Source organism: Haloarcula rubra (assembly GCF_019599465.1).
GTDB classification, from domain to species: domain Archaea; phylum Halobacteriota; class Halobacteria; order Halobacteriales; family Haloarculaceae; genus Haloarcula; species Haloarcula rubra.
On record NZ_RKLR01000002.1, the window covers coordinates 533960 to 550047 of the forward strand.

A 16088-nucleotide genomic window follows, 5' to 3' on the forward strand; every position below is an offset into this window, starting at 1 on the left:
CACGACACACGACCGATGGAAACACGCAAGATACAGCAGGTCGGCGGCGGCACGTACACCGTCTCGCTCCCCAAAGAGTGGGCCGAGGTGGCCGGCATCGAGACGGGGTCGGTCGTCGACCTCCACACGCACATCGACGGCGTCCTCGTCGTTCAGGCACAGGAGCGCGACCGGGAGACGACGGGCCGCCTCAGCCTGACGGTCCCGCACGCCGACCCCACGTGTATCGAACGCGCCCTCCGCGCGGCCTACGCCGCGGGCGTCGACGTACTCGAACTCGACGCGCCCGACGGGTTCGGCGACGCACAACAGCGCGCCGTCGAGCGCGTCGCCCGGACGCTCACCGGCGTCACCGTCACCGAGTCGACGCCGACGACGATGACGGTCCGGACGCTGTTGGACGCGGACGAGGTGTCCATCAGACAGTCGGTCCGGCAACTCCAGTTCGTCGCGCTGTCGATGCACCGCGACGCGACGGCGGCCCTGACCGGTCCGACGACGGTCGACAGCCCCGCCGACAGGGACGACCAGGCCGACCGCCTGTACGCCATGGTCGACCGCTACTTCGAGCGCGGACTGGCCCGCTTCGACGAGATGGACGCGCTGGGGTTGACCCGCTCGGAACTGTTCGTCTGCTGGGTCACGGCCAGAGAACTCGAACGGGTCGCCGACCACGCCGAGCGCATCGCGACGACGGCCGAGGCATTCGACGACCCGATGGACGACGCCACGGCCGAGTCCGTCGCCGACCTCGCCGCGACGGCCCGGGACGTCGTCGAGGACGCGGTCCGCGCCATCGTCGGCGACGCGGGCGTCGAGTCGGCCCGCGAGGCGCTCCACGCCCGCGACGCGCTCCGGGCGGACGTCGAGGCGCTCGACCGCCGCCTGTTCGAGTCGCCGACCGCCCCGTACCGGCTCACCCACGTCCTCGACAGCATCCGTCGGACCGCCGAACACGGCGGGAACGTCGCCGAACTCGCCCTGCGGACCGCCATCCGCGACGGTGAACTGGGCGACCAGACGGTCGAGACGACGGTCGACGGTCGGCCGGCGGAGTGAGGCCGCCGCCCGAAACCGCCGACTTATCCGTCCCGCGGTGCGTACGGCAGGCAATGACCGTCCACCACGAGGGGGTGACCGTCGACTGGCTCGGGTACGCCACCATCCGCGTCGCCGGCGACGACACCGTCGTCTACACCGACCCCGGACGCTACGGGGTCCTGACGGGGGAGTGGGAGCCGTACGCGGACGGCGTCGGTCACCCGCCGAGCACCGACTACCGCCCCGAAGACGCCGACGTGGTCTGTGTCACGCACGTCCACCACTACGACCCGGACGGCATCGACCGGGTCGCCAACGAGGAGACGACGGTCGTCGCCTTCGAAGGTATCGACGGCCGCGACGTCGAACGCGACCTCCCGGCCATCGTCGACCTGCCCTACGAGGTCCGGCAGGTCGACGCCAAGGCGCAGGTGACCGTCGGCGACGTCCCAATCTGGACGACGCCGGCCCACAACGAACCCGACGGCCCGCACACCCTCTCCGACGGCACGCCGTACCACCCCGAGGGGTTCGGGTGTGGGTTCATGGTCAAGGTGAACGGCACCCGCGTCTACTACCCCGGCGACAGCGACGTGCTGCCGGGCCACCGCACGCTGGACACCTCGCTGTTCTGTCCCCCCATCGGCCCGCGGGCGACGATGGACCGCCACGAGGCCGCCGCCCTCGCCGCGACCATCGAACCCCGTCTGGTCATGCCGGTCCACTACAACACGTTCTCGAACCTCGAAGCCGACTCCCGCGAGTTCGCCGCGGACGTGGCCGAGGCCGGCGTCCCAGTCGTCCTCGACGAGAACTGACCGCGCCGTCTCAGTCGCCCTCCTCGTCCCACGCGGCCCACTCCCGGTGCGTGGCGGCGACGGCCCCGACTTCGTCGGCGTCGAGTCGGCCCCGCTCTGTCACGACGGCGGTCACCGCCGCCGCCGGCGTCACGTCGAAGGTGGGGTTCGCCACCGTCAGGTCGGCGTCGCCGTCGTACACCTCGGCGGCGTCGCGGGGTTCGAGGTCGTAGTCGGCCGTCGTCGCGACTTTGTCGCTCGACGCGACGACCAGACAGTCGGCGCCCGCCGCGGCCGCCGCCAGCGCCGCCGTGCGGGTCCCTACCTTGTTGACGACGCGGCCGTCCGGGAGGACTCGGTCGGCACCGACGAGGACGGCGTCGGCGTCCCAGTCGGCGAGTTCGAACGCGAAGGCGGCGTCGGTGGTGAGCGTCACGGCCGTCCCGTCGGCCAGCGACTCGGCGACGCCGACGCCCTCGCCGCCGGGCCGGGACTCGGCGACCAGCACCGCGTCGGGGTCGGCCGCCCGAATCGCCGCCGTGACGGTACCCGACCGCGAGAGCGTCGCCACACGGCCCGGGAGCGTCTCGGCGGCCCGTTCGGCCGCTCTACGGTCGGCGTCGACGGCCCGTTCGATGGCCCGCCGGGCCGCCGTCTCGACGGCCGCGGGCGTCCGGTCGTCGCTGGCTGTCGACATCACGCGGTCGACGCGGGTGGCGAGGACGGCCATCGACGGCCGGGTGTCCCGGAGTCGTCGCGCGAGCGACGCCAGCCCCGTCCAGTCGTCGCCGTCGCGGTCGGCCGATTCGAGTTCGTCCGCCCGTCCCTCGGCGGCCAGTGCCGCCTCGTCGCGCAGGGTCTCGAGTGCCCGCAGCGAGAGCCACGCCGACCCGTGGGTCCGGTCGTCCCGGACCGTCGCCACGCGGGGCCGCACCCGGTCGTAGGAGGTCCAGAGGCGCGGGACCGTCTCGCGGCGGAGTATCTCCGGCGGGTGGACCCACGCCGTCGCCGTCGTCTCCTCGTTCGTCTCGACCGCCCGCGAGTCGCAGTCGAACAGGAACGGGTGGACGAGCCATCGGATGTCGCGGTCGGCGTCCTCGACGGGGAACGGGTCGCCGCCGGTGACGAGTGTCGACGCTCCGGCGAGGCCGGTCTCCTCGGCTATCTCGGCCCACGCCGCCGTCTCGGGGTCGCGTCGCTCGCGCTCCCGTTCGTCGTCGACGACGTGTCCGGCGACGCCGCCCCACCGACCCCGGTACGACCCGACGGCGTCGCTCCGCCGGCGGAGCAACACCTCGCCGTCGTTGCGGAGGAACGCGGTGACGACTGCCCGTTCGTCCATGCGTTCGCGTAGGCTCCCGGTCCCAATCAAACCGGAGGCCGCAGTCGAGTCGGCGACCCCGGCTCCCGCCCGAAGTGACGGCGAGACTATATGATTCTGTGGTCCCTCTGTGTCGACGTGGCAGACACGACACCGCACTTCGACCTGCTGGACGGCGAGTTCGGCCGCCGTCCCCGCACTGCCGTGTTCCTCTACCCCGCGGACGACGCCGTCTACGACGAGTGGGTCGACGGCGGCCCGGTGGCGGCGGCCGTCGTCGACGGCCTCGACCAGTTCGTCGAGTTCGGGGCGCTGGGCGGGTACGCGGCGTTCACGCTGGCGCCCTCGGAACCGTTCGTGGCCGACGACGGCGGGGCCGACTACGACGACACGACGAAGGCGGCCTTCGTCGACGCCTTCGAGACGTACACGGAGCGCCACCCGGAACTGTACGGCGCTCGGGGGCTGCACTACGGCGTCGCCGGGGGGTTCGACGGCGGCGGCGGGTTCAGCGCCGACGAACTCGACGAACTCGCCTTCACCACGAACTGCCGGATGGTCGTGGGGACGGCCTCCGAGGACGCCGCCCGCGTCGAGGCGTTCACCAAGCAGGAACTCGGACACGCCCTCGTCGGCTACCGCCACCTCGCGAAGACGAGCGTGCTGGTCGAGCGCGGGAGCCACATGCACGAACACGACACGGGCGTGGTCTCCCCCTCCGGCGAGGTGTCGCCGATGGCGGTGACCTACCACGACAGCCACGCCGCCCACGGGGCCTGTGCCAACGGCCACCCGCACTTCCGGGGGTACGACCCGAACTACACCGACTGCACGAAGCTAGCGGTCGAGCGCACGGCCGAGGCGGTATTCGGGGGTGAGGGATGAGCGACGACTCGACGGCACGGGTCACCGCGACCCGACGCAGTGTCCTCAGGGCCGGTGGCGTCCTCGGCGGTGGATCGCTCCTCGGCGTCGCCGGAACGGCGTCTGCGGGGACCACGACGCGGGTGGTCGACGTCGCGGTCGAGTTCGACGTGGACACCCCACCAGACACCACCCTCCGGGCGTTGCACGTCGACGGGGCGCCCCCCTACCGCGTCGCGACCGACGAAGGGCGACTCGTCACCGACCCGTACGGTACCCTGACGGCCGCCGACCGGAGGCGACTCGACGACGCGGCCTTCGTCGTGCGGGACGCCGCCGGCGTGACCGACACGGGCGACCGCCTCTCGACGGCGCTGGCCGCTCGGGACGAGACCGTCCGGTGGCTTCCGAGGCGACTCGCGTCCGACTACCGTCCCGTCGCCGCGGTCCGACTGGCCGCGCCGCTGGCCGTTCGCCGCCCGTCGGTGTCCCGCGTCGGCGAGGCGGCCCGTGTCGGTCTCGGGAGCGACCGCCACCGCGTCTCGCCGGGCGAGACGCTGACGCTCGAACTGTCGACACGAACGGCGACCGTGGAGACACGGACGCTCGGTGCGGGTGACGGGGACGCGGGACCTCCCGACGGTGCGGACGACCCGGCGTCGCTCGCCGACGTCCCGCCGGCCGTCGAGACCGACGTCGGAGAACTACGGACCGCCGTGACGCCGCTCGTTCGCGTGCGGCACCTCGGCGACCTGATCGTCGAACACGGCTCGCGCGCCTGACCGACTTACAGCGCGTCGAGCAACCGGTCCACGTCGCCCTCGTCGTTGAACGCGTGGACCGACGCCCGGACGGCCTCGGGGTGGGGGAGCGACCGGACGACGATACCGTCCGCGGCGAGTCGCTCGACGGTCGCCTCCGGGTCCTCGACGGCGAACGTGACGAGGCCGGACTCGTACCGCTCGGGGCTCAGCAGGCGGTCGTCGAGGCCGTCTTTCAGGCGATCGGTCAGGCGCTCGACCCGCGTCTCGACGGTGTCGAGGCCCACCGACTCCATCGTCTCGATGGCCGCCGCGAGCGCGACGTAGGGTGCCGGCGAGGTGGTCCCGACCTCGAACCGTCTGGCGCCGGTGTGGTAGGCGTACTCGTCGGCGTTCATCTCCTCGACGCTCCGGTAGCCGATGCGGGTCTGTCGGAGTCGGTCGTGCGCGCCCGGGTCGACGTACAGCACGCCGGCGCCCCAGATGCCCAGCAGCCACTTGTGGCCCGCGGCCGTCACGAAGTCCGCGCCCCACTCTGTCACGTCGACGGGGTGCTGGCCGACCGACTGGACGGCGTCGACGAGTACCTGCGCGCCGGCGTCGTGGGCGATGTCGACCACCTCGCCGACCGGCAACCGGGTGCCGTGGGTCCACGTCAGCGAACTGAGTACGACGAGTCGCGCGTCCGCGACGGCGTCTCTCACCGCGTCTAGGTCGAGACGGCCCCGCTCCGTCTCGAGCACCCGGACCTCGACGTCGTGCGTGTCGGCGAGTCGGTCCCACGGCAGGGTCCCGGCGGGGTGTTCGAGGTCGGTGCGGACGACCACGTCGCCGGGTTGCCAGTCGATGGCACTCGCGACGAGGTTGACGCCGTCGGCGGTACTCCGGGTGAACGCCACGTCGTCGGGCCGAGCGCCGATGTGGTCGGCCGCCACCTCCCGTGCGGCGGCGATGGCGTCCCACGCGACGGCGTACGGGCCCTCGCCGGCGGGCGCTTCGAAGGCGTGTCGTTCCAGAAAGTCGGTCGCCGCGTCGACGACGGGCCGGGGACTGGGGCCGCTCGCACCCGTGTTGAAGTAGGTACACCGGTCCAGTGCGGGTATCGCCGCACGAAGCTCCGCAGGGTCCATAGCGGTGTCAGGAGGGCCGGCGCCTTGAGCGCTGTGCCGTGGTTGTCTCAGAGAATTAGACTGGTCTAAACTTTGCCTTAGAACACAACTATTATTTAGTTCGCCCCTTCTCTTTCCTCCATGTCGAACGACGACGGTCAGCGCAGTCACGGGCGAGGAGTATCCAGACGACAGGCCCTCGCCGCCGGTGGCAGCTTGCTCGCGACGGGACTCGCCGGCTGTATCGGCGGTAGCACGGGTCGGTCCGATAGTGCGGAGAACGGGTCGGGACAGTCGGGCGACGGTCCCGTCGCGGTGGCGTCTTTCTTCAGTTTCTACGACTTCGCACGGAACGTCGCGGCGGACACGCCGATTACGGTCGAGAACCTCGTCCCGACGGGGCTGCACGGGCACGGCTGGGAGCCGAACGCCAGCGTCACGAAGGACATCGTCGACGCCGACGCGTTCATCCACGTCGGGGAAGACTTCCAGCCGTGGGCCGACCGGGCCATCCAGACGCTCGAAGACGACGACGCCGACACTCACCTCGTCAACGTCCGCGAGGGCATCGAACTGGTCGACCTCGCGGCGACGCTCGACCGCGACGAGGAGGGCGTCGGCGCACAGCGCGGCAAGGACCCCCACTTCTGGCTCGACCCCGGACGGGCCGCCACGTCGGTCGACAACATCGCCGACGGGTTCGTCGAACTCGCTCCCGACCACGCCGAGACGCTACGGAGCAACGCCGAGCAGTACAAGTCCGAGGTCCTGCAGCGCATCGACGCCGACTACCGCGCTATCTTCGACGCGGCCGACCGCGACGTCGTCCAGCTCGCGGCCCACAACGCGTTCCAGTACATCGGCGTCACCTACGGCGTCCGGATGCGGCCGCTCGTGACGAACCTCGCCGCCAGCGGCGACGTGAAGCCCTCCGACATCACCGAGGCCAAGGCGGTCATCGAGGACAACGACATCCGGTACATCGCCAACGGCGTCTTCGAGTCCCGCAAGCCCGCGAAACAGCTTCTGGCGGAGACGCAGGTGGAGGCGTACTTCCCCGTCACGCCGTACGCCGGGGTCCGCGAGGACTGGGTCGAGAACAACTGGGGCTACGAGGAGATAGCCTACAGAATCAACATGCCTACCTTCGAGGTCGTCCTCGGGAACAAACCGCCAGCCGAGGCCGGGTACGACGGCTGGGCCGAGGAGTGGAGGAACTTCGAATGAGCGAGGCCGACCCGGTCGTCGAACTCGCCGACGTGTCGTTCGGCTACACCAGCGCCCGCGTCGTCGAGGACGTCTCGTTGCGAATCGACCCCGGCGAGTACGTCGCCGTCGTCGGCCCCAACGGCTCCGGGAAGTCGACGCTCATGCGACTCGTGCTCGGTCTCCTGCGGCCGGACGCGGGGACCGCTCGCCTGTTCGGTGACCCGGCCCACAAGTTCGACGACGGCGCCCGAATCGGCTACGTCGCACAGCAGGCCAGCGCCTCGAAGGAGATGCCCATCACGGTCCGTGAAGTCGTGCGGATGGGCCGCTACCCGCACGTCGGGTTCGGCCGCCTCTCGGCCGAGGACCACCGAATCGTCGACCGAGCGCTCGACACCGTCGGCATGTACGACTTCGCGGACCGCCGCATCACGAACCTGTCGGGTGGTCAGCGCCAGCGTGCGTTCATCGCCCGGGCGCTGGCCAGCGAGGCGGACCTCCTCGTCTTGGACGAACCGACCGTCGGCGTCGACGCCGAGTCGGTCGACGCCTTCTACGACCTCCTCGAATCGCTGCACGCCGACGGCATCACCGTCCTGCTCATCGAACACGACCTCCGGGCCGTCACCGAACACGCCGCCCGCGTCGTCTGTCTCAACCGCGAGGTGTACTTCGACGGCCCGACCGACGCGTTCGTCGAGAGCGACGCGCTGGCCCGGGCCTTCGGGACGGCGATGCCGGTCGGGGGGGACGCCTGATGGGCGCGCCCGCCTTCTTACTCCAGTCGAGTCCGACCGACGCCGTCCTCTGGCCGCTGTACTGGCTGCTCGGCCTCTGGTCGGCGTTCCTGTCGTGGCTGGGTGGCGTCACCGGCCTCGAACTCCTCCAGTACGGGTTCATGCACCGCGCCGTCCTCGTCGGCCTCTGCATCGGCGTGATGGCGCCGCTCATCGGCACCTTCCTCGTCCACCGGCAACTCGCGCTCATCGGCGACGCGCTGGCGCACACGGCGTTCGCCGGCGTCGCCGTGGGCCTGTTCCTCAACGCGGTCGTCGACCTCGGCGTGTCGCCGTACCTCACCGCCGTCGTCGTCGCGATGCTGTCGGCGCTGCTCATCGAACTCATCTCGGAGGCGACCGACGCGTACAACGACGTCTCGATGGCCATCGTCCTCTCGACGGGGTTCGCCCTCGGGACGGTCCTCATCAGCCTCAACGCGGGCGGCCTCGCGGTCGGCATCAACCAGTACCTCTTCGGCAATCTCTCGACCGTCTCGGCCGAGAACGCCGCCATCCTGCTCGTCCTGTTCGGCGTCGTCGTCGCCACCGTCGCCGTCACGCGCAACCAACTGCTGTACGTCACGTTCGACGAGACGGCGGCGGCCGTCTCGGGTATCCCGGTCGGCTGGTACAACCGACTGATGGTGATGCTGACGGCGCTCGTCGTCGTCGGCGCGATGCAGATAATGGGCGTCATCCTCGTCGCCGCGATGCTCGTCGTCCCGGTCGCCAGCGCGGCACAGGTCGCCAGCAGTTTCCGCTCGTCGCTGCTCACTTCCGTCGTCCTCGCCGAACTCGCCGTGACGCTCGGCATCGGCGTCGCCTACTACGGCGAAGCGACGGCCGGCGGCGTCATCGTCCTCGTCGCCGTCGCGATATACGTCGTCACCGTCCTCGCGGGCAAACTCCGCAGTCGCCTCGGCGACACGACGGCCGCGGACGTCGGCCGCATCTCGGCCGAGGACGAGTCGACCGCCGACTGAGTCGCTCTCGCCGTCAGACCAGCGCCGTCGCCACGACCCCGCCGAGCGCGACGCCGACGAGGGCGACGACGAGCGTCCCGCCCGCGTACAGCGCCGCCTCGCGGGGGTGGCCCAGTTCGGCCAGTCGTACCGTCTCGAAGGCGAACGACGAAAAGGTCGTGAAGGCCCCACAGAACCCGGTGCCGACGGCTAGCGCGACCGACTCGCCGACCGGCGCGACGACGAGTGCGCCCAGCAGGACGCTCCCCAGTACGTTCACCGTGAGCGTGTCCGCCCGGTTGCGTTCGAGGCGCGTCCCGACGAGGTGACGGCCCAGCGCGCCCGCCGTCCCGCCGAGGCCGACGAGCAGGAGGGGGTTCACGACACCCACCTCGCGACGAGGCGGCCGAGGACGACGCCGAGGAACGCCAGCGCGTAGTTGGCCGCGACGTTCCCGACCGCGAGCATCGGGGGGAGCCCGCTCGTCTGGACGGCGAACGTGCTGTACGTGGTGAACGAGGAGAGAAAGCCCGTGCCGACGACCAGACGCGTCTCCGCCGAGAGGACGTCCGCGAGGTGGGCCTCGTACAGCAACACCCCGAGCGCGAAACTCCCGGCGACGTTGACGAGGAGCGTCCCGACGACGGCGCCGTCGACGGTCCCTCCCCCGGGCACCGCAATCGAGACGGAGTGGCGCGCGACCGCCCCGACGAACCCCCCGAGCGCGACCAACAGGAGCGGTTCGGCCCGCGAGAGGGCGTGCGATTCGGTCATTACCGACCCCTCGCGGTGGCCCTACTCGTCAGTTGTGATGTGCGCCGCTCACCCGCTCGGAGACGCGCGGACTCTCGCCTCCGTGAGGCGTCCGTCGCTCTCTGACTTGCACGTGGTGGACGGACTCGGTCACGTCGTCGACGACCAGCGCCGCGCCCGTCGCCGTCGGGAGGCGGCCCTCGATACCGCCGTCGAGGTACGTGGGCCGCGCCTCTACGAGCGCCGCCACGTCCGCCTCGCTGGTCAGCCGATGGGCCAGCAGCAGGTCGGCCTGCGAGACGGCGACCGACGGCAGGGCGCTCGGGCGTTGCGTCGCCAGCCAGCAACTGACGCCCGGGTGGCGTCCCCGCGTCAGCAGGCGACGGAGCGCCCGGCCCGCGACGCCGTCGGTGAAGGCGTGGGCCTCGTCGACGAGGAGCCACGGCAGTCGTGGCGTCCTCTCGGCCACACGGGCGTCGTACAGCGTCCCGGCGACGGCCGCGAGGACGGCGTTCGCGGGCGCGCGGTCGACGCCAGAGAGGTCGAGGACCGTCACGCGCCCGCCGCAGAGCGACTCCAAGGACAGTCCCGTCGGGTCGAAGACATCCCACGTGGCGGCGAGCGAGAGGTGGTTGCTCGCGGCCCGCCTCGTGGCCGCGTCGGCGTCGCTCCCGTCGACCCACTCGGCCATCCCCGTCAGCGTCTCCCGCCGGGTCGCCGCCCGCCAGACCAGCGACCCCGGACCACTCGCCGGGTCGAGTCCGAGGAGCGCACACCACAGCGACGGGTCCAGCGCGTCGGCCCGGACCCGTGGCTCGACCACCGTCGCGTCGATAGCGGCGTCCGAGAGCGGGGCGAACGCGCCCATCGGGTCTGCGACGACGGGTGCGACGCCCTCGGTGGCGGCCAGTTCCTCCAGCAGGACGCCCAGCGTGTACGTCTTGCCAGACCCGCGCTTGCCGACGACCAGCCCCGCGTGTGGCCGGTCGACGTCTACGTCCACCGGCGCGCCGTGGCTCCCGTCTCTCGCTCGGTAGTGACCGAGACGCGCCGTGGGCCCGCGCTCGGCCGCTCGTCCGACGACGACCATACCGGCGCTGGCCGTGCCTTCGGACTTGAACCTCCGGCCGAGGGTTCAAGTGCGGAGCCGGGACCACGCCACCCCATGAGCGACTCACTGTGGCGCGACGAACGGGCTATCGAGGGACTGCCGATTCGGCTGGTCATCGCGCTGGTCGTCGGCGTCGCCTGCCTGAGCGTGATGATGAGTACCATCTCCGGCATCGAGACGCTGCAGGTCACCGAAGTCGACGTGCAACCCCACCCGGAGGTGACGACGCCCGGGGAGCGCGAGGTGGCCGTCACCGTCGTCGACCCCGAAGGCGCGCCCGTCTCCGGCGCGACTGTCGTCGCGAAGAGCGGGACGGCGACGCTCGACAGCGTGGCGACGGCGGAGACGGGGGCGGCCGGCAACGCCACCCTCTCGCTGTCGCCGTCGCTGGGGGCGAACCAGCAGGAAGGGACGGTGGTCTTCGACGTGAAACCGCCGGCGAGCAGCAGCTATCGGGACAGCCGGTCGAACACGGACCTGCTCGTCGTGCGCGGCTAGTCCCAGTCTATCCAGTCCTGCTCCCACCCGGTGCGGGACTGGGCGTTCCGTCGGGCGTGCTCTTGGTCCTCGCGGCGGGTCCGGTTGCGCTCGACGGTGTCGGCCTGTTCGCCCTCGACGAGCATCGGCCGGAACGCGACGCTGCCGAGCCGCTGGGCCTCGCCGTCGGCGTCGACGATGGCCAGCGTCTGCTGGTTGGCGCCCAGCGGCATCACCAGTCGCCCGTCGTCGGCCAGTTGCGCGAGCAGGGCACGGGGCGGTTCGATGGCCGCCGCTTCCAGCAGAATCCGGTCGTAGGGGGCGTACTCCGGCAGGCCGTCGGCGCCGTCCCGTCGGTCGACGAGGACGCCCTCGTAGCCGGCCTTCGCGAGGTTCTGCCGGGCGTCGATGACGAGTCGACGGGTGATGTCGATGGCCTGCACGTTCGCGGCGCCGACCCGTTCGGCGAGGACGGCGGCAGTGTAGCCGACGCCGGCCCCGACGACGAGGACCTCGTCGCCGTCCTCGGGTGCCAGCGCTTCGAGCAACCGGGCGGCGGTGCTGGGCGAGAGGACGCGGGTTCCGAGTCGTTCGAACGGGCGGTCGGAGTAGGCCTGTTGCTCCCCGACGAAGGCCTCGCGCGGGACCGCACGCATCGCCGCCGACAGCCACGCGCTCTGGACGACACCCTTGCTGTCGTGTTGCAGGCTGTCGACCATGTCGCCGCGCAGTACCGCAGGGTCCATATCCGAGATTCCGGCCGGAGCTATATGAATCACGCGCCCCGCGGGTCGCCGCGGTATCGTCGGCTTACTGCAACCGGACGAACCGGACGGCGCCGTGGTCCTCACGGGCCAGCGACCCGTCGGGGCGTCGACGGGCACGGACCAGCGTCTGTCGGCGCTGGCCACCGACGGGTGCGAGCAACAGCCCTCCGGGCCGGACCTGTTCGACGACGGCGCTCGGGAACTTCGAGGCCGCACACGTCAGGTACGCGCGGTCGTAGGAGGCGTACTCTGGCCACCCCTGTCTCCCGTCGCCCGCGCGGACCGAGACGTCGCCGTACCCCGTCTCTGCGAGCGTCTCGCGTGCTCGCCGGGCCAGTTCGTCGTGGTACTCGACGGTGTAGATGTCGGCCGAACCGACGAGTTCGGCGGTGACGGCGGCGTGGTAGCCACATCCGGTCCCGACTTCGAGGACGCGGTCGCCTCGCTGGAGGTCGAGTAGTTCCGCCATGATGGCCACCATGTGGGGCGCAGAGATCGTCTGGTCTCGGCCTATCGGGAGTGGCCGGTCGCGGTAGGCGTCGGTCCGGTACTCCTCTGGCACGAACCGGTGTCGTGGGACGGCCTCCATCGCCTCGAGAACTCGCTCGTCGTCGACGCGTCCCTCCCGGAGTCGGTCGACCAGTTCGGTGCGAGCGCGGGCCCAGTCGGGCATCCTACCAGGCGGACCAGGCCGTCGAGGACTCGTCGCGGACGTACAACCGGTTGATGTCTTTCGCCACTGCGCTGTCGCCGTCGAAGTCCATCTTCTTGTGGTCGTAGCCGTGGGCGTCGTCGCGGACGTGGATGCCCTCCACCGTGAACTCCTCGTCGCCGAACGCCTCGGTCTCGCCGACGACGAACTCGAAGTCGCCGGGCACCTGCAGTTTGAAGCTCTCGGTCTCGTCGTGGCGCCCGTCCTTCGGGTGCATCGTGACGTTGACCGCGACGTTCCCCACCGCGCGGGACCAGATGGTCTCGACGGCCTCGACCGAGGCTTCCTCTTCGCGGCCCTCGTCGGTCTCCAGACTCGTGATGCGGACGGTGAGAACGGCCTCCTCGGTCTCCAGCAGGAACTCCTCGCCGACGGCGAGGTCCGCGTCCTCGGGGACGTCGACCTGCGCGGTGAACGATTCGCCGTCCTGGGAGACGACGACGTCTCTCTGGAGCGTGGTCTCCTCGGGCAACTGTTCCTTGTGGACGTGGTCGCAGTCGGTACAGCGGACGGTGACGTGGCCGCCGGGTTTGAGGACCTCGTGGACGGTCTCTAAGTCCGGCGAACAGGCCGGACAGGGGAGCGCGACGCGCTCTCCGGGTGTCGCTTCGGTCATACCTCCGTGTTGACCGCCCGGGCCTAAATGGTCGTCGCCACGGCTCTCGTCGTGGTTCTCCGTGGCACGGACCGGTCGCCGGCCCGACCGTTCACTCGCCCCGCGGCAGGTCCACTTCCACCCCGTCCGCGTACACGGTCGGCTCGGTCAGGATGCCGTCCAGATGGATGGGGGCGTGCGTGTCGCCGCCGATGGCGTGGTCGTCGCCGATGGCGATGTGGACGGTGCCGCCGGCCTTCTCGTCCAGCAGGACGGAGCCGACGAGGTCGGTGACGGCGACGTTGGTACCGATGCCCAGTTCCGCGAGGTTGTAGGCGTCCCGGCCCACCTCGTCGGCGGCCGTCTCGACCTGTTCGCGGATAGCCGGGTCGTCGATGTCGGTGACGTAGCCGTCCGCGACTTCGAAGCGGAGTTCCCTCCCGTCGAGTTTCCCGTGAGGGCGCATCGTCCCGTCGACGACGAAGGTGCCGTCGGCCGTCTCCGGGGCGAGGAACACCTCGCCGGCCGGGAGGTTCGACATCTCGCCGGGTTCGTGGACGATGCCGGTGTCCACGTTCCACTCCCGGGATCCGACGCCGAACGTGATGTCCGTGCCCTGCGGCGAGGTGACCCGAATCTCGGCGGCGTCCGCGACCTGTGCGAGGACGTCCTCGCAGTGCTGTCGGATGGCCTCGTAGTCCGCGTCTAGCCCCATCAGGAACACGCCCTCGCTGATACCGGGGAGGGTGGCGACCCGCGCGCCGGCGGCGTTGGCCTCGCTGCGGGCCTCGGTGTGGCTCAGGCTCTTGGTCGTCGGCGCCAGCACCACGTCGGCGGTCCGCATCGCGCCGGCGACGGGGGCGGGCGGTTCCTCGCCGTGTTGGCTCCCCGGCGGGTAGCGCAGGAAGACGGTGTCGTCGGTAATCTCGGCGGCGACACGGTACAGCGCCTCGCCGATGGCCTCGCGCTCGTCGTCGGTCACGACGGCACACGACTCGTCGGACTGGAGGTTCATGCACTGCCTGACGGCCGTCTCCGCCGGGGCGCGAAGGGAGGAGTTGTCCATACGGACGCCTCGGCCCGGTCGGGATTAACTCTTGGTGGAAACTCGGGGGTGGACGAACGTCGAAACCACCGCCGTGTGTCGTGGTAACAGGGTCCGATAGTACAACTATCCGAGTTAATTTCTATCATCATTAACCGCAAAGAATATCCTCTCACCCCGTGAACAGTCGTCCATGCTCCACGTGGGCATCAACGGCTTTGGCACCATCGGCAAACGGGTCGCTGACGCGGTCCGTGTCCAGCCGGATATGACGGTGGCGGGCGTCTCCAAGCGCTCCCCGAACTTCGAGGCAACTATCGCAGACGACCGCGGCTACGACCTCTACGCGGCCGGCGAGGACGGCAGGGTTCCGTTCGACGCCGCCGGTCTCGACACCGCCGGCACGGTACACGACCTCGTCGAGGTCAGTGACGTCGTCGTCGACACGACGCCGGGCGGCGTCGGCGCATCCAACGCCGAAATCTACGAGGACCACGACACGCCGGCCATCTTCCAGGGCGGCGAGGACCCCGACGTCGCCGACGTGAGCTTCGTCGCTCGCGCCAACTACGACGCCGCCGTGGGTGCCGACAGCGCCCGCGTGGTCTCCTGCAACACGACCGGTCTCTCACGCCTGTTCGCCCCTCTAGAGGAGACTTACGGCATCGAGAAGGCGCGCGTCACACTGGTCCGCCGGGGTGGCGACCCCGGACAGACCTCGCGCGGCCCCATCAACGACACACTCCCGGACCCCGTCGAGATTCCCTCCCACCACGGCCCCGACGTCAAGACGGTGTTCCCGGACCTCGACATCGACACGATGGGGATGAAGGTGCCGACCACGCAGATGCACACCCACAGCGTCAACGTCACGCTGGAGTCGACGCCGTCGGCCGAGGCGGTCCGTGAACTGCTGGGTCGGGAGTCACGCCTGTTCCTCATCCCCGAGACGCTCGGTATCGACGGCGCCGGGAAACTCAAAGAGTACACTCGCGACGCCGGCCGCCCGCGCGGCGACGTCTGGGAGAACTGCATCTGGGCGGAGTCGGTCACCGTCGAGGACAACGACCTCTACCTGTTCCAGGCCATCCACCAGGAGGCCGACGTGGTCCCCGAGAACATCGACGCGGTGCGTGCCCTCTCGGAACGGACCGCCAGCGCCCGCCAGAGCATCGACCGGACCAACGACGCACTCGGCGTCGGCCGCGGACTCGTCGAACACGAGGGGAACGCCCCCCGAAGCACTGCCGACGACTGACCGACCGGTCGCCGGTCAGCCCAGTTCGTGGAACGTCAGGTCGCCGCTCTCTGTATCCAACGTCGCCACCGAGAACGGGTCCGAGGCCGGCGGGATGGCGATGCCGCCGGGGTTGATTCGTACCGTCCCCTCGTACTCCTCGGTGCCGGCCTCGTGCGTGTGACCGTGACAGACGTAGTCGTACGTCCCGCACTCGACGAGTGCGTCGACGATAGCGCCGCTCGTCCCGTGGTACACCGCGAACTCGGCGCCGTCGAGGGTCAGTTCGCCCATCTCGCCGAGGTAGGTGCCGAACTCCTCGACGGTCGATTCGAGCGCCCACTCGCCGTCGTTGTTGCCGCGGACGGCGTAGAACGCCCAGTCGCCGTCGAACGGCGTCGCCGAGAACGGGGCGACGAAGTCCCCGCAGTGAACCACCGTCTCGACGCCCGCGTCGTCGAACGTCTCGACGGCCGCCTCGACCAGTCCCGTGTTGTCGTGCGTATCGGAGACGATGCCGACCTGCATGGACTGGCGTTCGCCGGGTG

The 16088-nt window shown here is 70.5% G+C and carries 19 protein-coding genes; 9 read left to right on the plus strand and 10 right to left on the minus strand.

Translation table 11 applies throughout. From position 1 onward, the window contains the following. Positions 1 to 15: 15 nt before the first annotated feature. The gene (locus tag EGH21_RS07485; protein ID WP_220617849.1) at positions 16 to 1059 is read left to right on the plus strand and encodes a phosphate signaling complex PhoU family protein; all 1044 of its coding nucleotides are present in this window, start codon (positions 16 to 18) and stop codon (positions 1057 to 1059) included. A gap of 53 nt (positions 1060 to 1112) precedes the next feature. Next, complete coding sequence (locus tag EGH21_RS07490; protein ID WP_220617850.1) at positions 1113 to 1859, plus strand: MBL fold metallo-hydrolase; 747 nt, start codon at positions 1113 to 1115, stop codon at positions 1857 to 1859. A gap of 10 nt (positions 1860 to 1869) precedes the next feature. Here the strand turns inward: EGH21_RS07490 and EGH21_RS07495 are convergent, their stop codons facing one another. After that, positions 1870 to 3180 (minus strand): eIF2B alpha/beta/delta subunit family protein, encoded by a 1311-nt coding sequence (locus EGH21_RS07495; RefSeq protein WP_220617851.1) that lies wholly within the window; start codon positions 3178 to 3180, stop codon positions 1870 to 1872. Between the two features lie 117 nt (positions 3181 to 3297). On the opposite strand from EGH21_RS07495, the gene EGH21_RS07500 reads away from it, so the two are divergent. Together EGH21_RS07500 and EGH21_RS07505 are read left to right on the plus strand one after the other, a co-directional pair. Further along, positions 3298 to 4044, plus strand: coding sequence for a hypothetical protein (locus tag EGH21_RS07500; protein ID WP_220617852.1), 747 nt, complete (start codon positions 3298 to 3300; stop codon positions 4042 to 4044). Next, entirely contained in the window at positions 4041 to 4805 is a 765-nt protein-coding gene (locus tag EGH21_RS07505; RefSeq protein WP_220617853.1) for a hypothetical protein, read from the plus strand. The genes EGH21_RS07500 and EGH21_RS07505 overlap by 4 nt, the downstream gene beginning before the upstream one ends. Before the next feature lie 5 nt (positions 4806 to 4810). On the opposite strand, the gene EGH21_RS07510 is transcribed toward EGH21_RS07505, so the two are convergent. Continuing rightward, the gene (locus EGH21_RS07510) at positions 4811 to 5914 is read right to left on the minus strand and encodes an aminotransferase class V-fold PLP-dependent enzyme (protein ID WP_220617854.1); all 1104 of its coding nucleotides are present in this window, start codon (positions 5912 to 5914) and stop codon (positions 4811 to 4813) included. Positions 5915 to 6034: 120 nt separating this feature from the next. Between EGH21_RS07510 and EGH21_RS07515 the strand changes: the two genes are divergently transcribed. Genes EGH21_RS07515 through EGH21_RS07525 form a run of 3 tightly spaced genes read left to right on the plus strand, consistent with a single transcriptional unit; the run spans position 6035 to position 8864 of the window. Further along, positions 6035 to 7120, plus strand: a complete 1086-nt coding sequence (locus EGH21_RS07515; protein WP_220617855.1) for a metal ABC transporter substrate-binding protein — start codon at positions 6035 to 6037, stop codon at positions 7118 to 7120. After that, complete coding sequence (locus EGH21_RS07520) at positions 7117 to 7860, plus strand: metal ABC transporter ATP-binding protein (protein ID WP_220617856.1); 744 nt, start codon at positions 7117 to 7119, stop codon at positions 7858 to 7860. The genes EGH21_RS07515 and EGH21_RS07520 overlap by 4 nt, the downstream gene beginning before the upstream one ends. After that, entirely contained in the window at positions 7860 to 8864 is a 1005-nt protein-coding gene (locus tag EGH21_RS07525) for a metal ABC transporter permease (RefSeq protein ID WP_220617857.1), read from the plus strand. Before EGH21_RS07520 ends, EGH21_RS07525 begins: the two co-directional genes overlap by 1 nt. 13 nt (positions 8865 to 8877) lie before the next feature. Here the strand turns inward: EGH21_RS07525 and EGH21_RS07530 are convergent, their stop codons facing one another. The 3 genes from EGH21_RS07530 to EGH21_RS07540 are packed head-to-tail and all read right to left on the minus strand — an operon-like array spanning position 8878 to position 10686. Next, the gene (locus tag EGH21_RS07530; protein WP_220617858.1) at positions 8878 to 9225 is read right to left on the minus strand and encodes a fluoride efflux transporter FluC; all 348 of its coding nucleotides are present in this window, start codon (positions 9223 to 9225) and stop codon (positions 8878 to 8880) included. Further along, positions 9222 to 9617, minus strand: coding sequence for a CrcB family protein (locus EGH21_RS07535; RefSeq protein WP_220617859.1), 396 nt, complete (start codon positions 9615 to 9617; stop codon positions 9222 to 9224). Before EGH21_RS07535 ends, EGH21_RS07530 begins: the two co-directional genes overlap by 4 nt. A gap of 28 nt (positions 9618 to 9645) precedes the next feature. Then, entirely contained in the window at positions 9646 to 10686 is a 1041-nt protein-coding gene (locus EGH21_RS07540; protein WP_220617860.1) for an ATP-binding protein, read from the minus strand. 75 nt (positions 10687 to 10761) lie between these two features. Between EGH21_RS07540 and EGH21_RS07545 the strand changes: the two genes are divergently transcribed. Next, a complete protein-coding gene (locus EGH21_RS07545) occupies positions 10762 to 11205 on the plus strand; it encodes a carboxypeptidase-like regulatory domain-containing protein (RefSeq protein WP_220617861.1) in 444 nt (147 codons plus the stop codon). Here EGH21_RS07545 and EGH21_RS07550 read toward each other — a convergent pair. From EGH21_RS07550 to EGH21_RS07565, 4 genes are all read right to left on the minus strand, one after another. Next, on the minus strand, positions 11202 to 11930 hold the full coding sequence (locus EGH21_RS07550) for a protein-L-isoaspartate O-methyltransferase family protein (protein WP_220617862.1): 729 nt from the start codon (positions 11928 to 11930) through the stop codon (positions 11202 to 11204). The genes EGH21_RS07545 and EGH21_RS07550 overlap by 4 nt on opposite strands. Before the next feature lie 64 nt (positions 11931 to 11994). Then, positions 11995 to 12624, minus strand: coding sequence for a protein-L-isoaspartate(D-aspartate) O-methyltransferase (locus EGH21_RS07555; RefSeq protein ID WP_220617863.1), 630 nt, complete (start codon positions 12622 to 12624; stop codon positions 11995 to 11997). 1 nt (position 12625) lies between these two features. Further along, positions 12626 to 13279, minus strand: a complete 654-nt coding sequence (locus EGH21_RS07560; protein ID WP_220617864.1) for an HVO_0476 family zinc finger protein — start codon at positions 13277 to 13279, stop codon at positions 12626 to 12628. Between the two features lie 91 nt (positions 13280 to 13370). After that, positions 13371 to 14324, minus strand: a complete 954-nt coding sequence (locus EGH21_RS07565; RefSeq protein WP_220617865.1) for an aminopeptidase — start codon at positions 14322 to 14324, stop codon at positions 13371 to 13373. 172 nt (positions 14325 to 14496) lie between these two features. Between EGH21_RS07565 and EGH21_RS07570 the strand changes: the two genes are divergently transcribed. Beyond that, positions 14497 to 15561: a type II glyceraldehyde-3-phosphate dehydrogenase gene (locus EGH21_RS07570; RefSeq protein ID WP_220617866.1), complete on the plus strand. Its 1065-nt coding sequence runs from the start codon at positions 14497 to 14499 to the stop codon at positions 15559 to 15561. A gap of 15 nt (positions 15562 to 15576) precedes the next feature. Here the strand turns inward: EGH21_RS07570 and EGH21_RS07575 are convergent, their stop codons facing one another. Then, the gene (locus EGH21_RS07575; RefSeq protein WP_220617867.1) at positions 15577 to 16068 is read right to left on the minus strand and encodes a metallophosphoesterase; all 492 of its coding nucleotides are present in this window, start codon (positions 16066 to 16068) and stop codon (positions 15577 to 15579) included. Positions 16069 to 16088 lie beyond the last annotated feature (20 nt).

What these genes read in the sequence shown, in the direction of transcription:
- EGH21_RS07485 (WP_220617849.1), top strand. Translation starts at nt 16, where the DNA reads ATGGAAACACGCAAGATACAGCAGGTCGGCGGCGGCACGTACACCGTC.
- EGH21_RS07490 (WP_220617850.1), top strand. Translation starts at nt 1,113, where the DNA reads ATGACCGTCCACCACGAGGGGGTGACCGTCGACTGGCTCGGGTACGCC.
- EGH21_RS07495 (WP_220617851.1), bottom strand. Translation starts at nt 3,180, where the DNA reads ATGGACGAACGGGCAGTCGTCACCGCGTTCCTCCGCAACGACGGCGAG.
- EGH21_RS07505 (WP_220617853.1), top strand. Translation starts at nt 4,041, where the DNA reads ATGAGCGACGACTCGACGGCACGGGTCACCGCGACCCGACGCAGTGTC.
- EGH21_RS07510 (WP_220617854.1), bottom strand. Translation starts at nt 5,914, where the DNA reads ATGGACCCTGCGGAGCTTCGTGCGGCGATACCCGCACTGGACCGGTGT.
- EGH21_RS07515 (WP_220617855.1), top strand. Translation starts at nt 6,035, where the DNA reads ATGTCGAACGACGACGGTCAGCGCAGTCACGGGCGAGGAGTATCCAGA.
- EGH21_RS07520 (WP_220617856.1), top strand. Translation starts at nt 7,117, where the DNA reads ATGAGCGAGGCCGACCCGGTCGTCGAACTCGCCGACGTGTCGTTCGGC.
- EGH21_RS07525 (WP_220617857.1), top strand. Translation starts at nt 7,860, where the DNA reads ATGGGCGCGCCCGCCTTCTTACTCCAGTCGAGTCCGACCGACGCCGTC.
- EGH21_RS07535 (WP_220617859.1), bottom strand. Translation starts at nt 9,617, where the DNA reads ATGACCGAATCGCACGCCCTCTCGCGGGCCGAACCGCTCCTGTTGGTC.
- EGH21_RS07540 (WP_220617860.1), bottom strand. Translation starts at nt 10,686, where the DNA reads ATGGTCGTCGTCGGACGAGCGGCCGAGCGCGGGCCCACGGCGCGTCTC.
- EGH21_RS07545 (WP_220617861.1), top strand. Translation starts at nt 10,762, where the DNA reads ATGAGCGACTCACTGTGGCGCGACGAACGGGCTATCGAGGGACTGCCG.
- EGH21_RS07550 (WP_220617862.1), bottom strand. Translation starts at nt 11,930, where the DNA reads ATGGACCCTGCGGTACTGCGCGGCGACATGGTCGACAGCCTGCAACAC.
- EGH21_RS07555 (WP_220617863.1), bottom strand. Translation starts at nt 12,624, where the DNA reads ATGCCCGACTGGGCCCGCGCTCGCACCGAACTGGTCGACCGACTCCGG.
- EGH21_RS07560 (WP_220617864.1), bottom strand. Translation starts at nt 13,279, where the DNA reads ATGACCGAAGCGACACCCGGAGAGCGCGTCGCGCTCCCCTGTCCGGCC.
- EGH21_RS07565 (WP_220617865.1), bottom strand. Translation starts at nt 14,324, where the DNA reads ATGGACAACTCCTCCCTTCGCGCCCCGGCGGAGACGGCCGTCAGGCAG.
- EGH21_RS07570 (WP_220617866.1), top strand. Translation starts at nt 14,497, where the DNA reads ATGCTCCACGTGGGCATCAACGGCTTTGGCACCATCGGCAAACGGGTC.
- EGH21_RS07575 (WP_220617867.1), bottom strand. Translation starts at nt 16,068, where the DNA reads ATGCAGGTCGGCATCGTCTCCGATACGCACGACAACACGGGACTGGTC.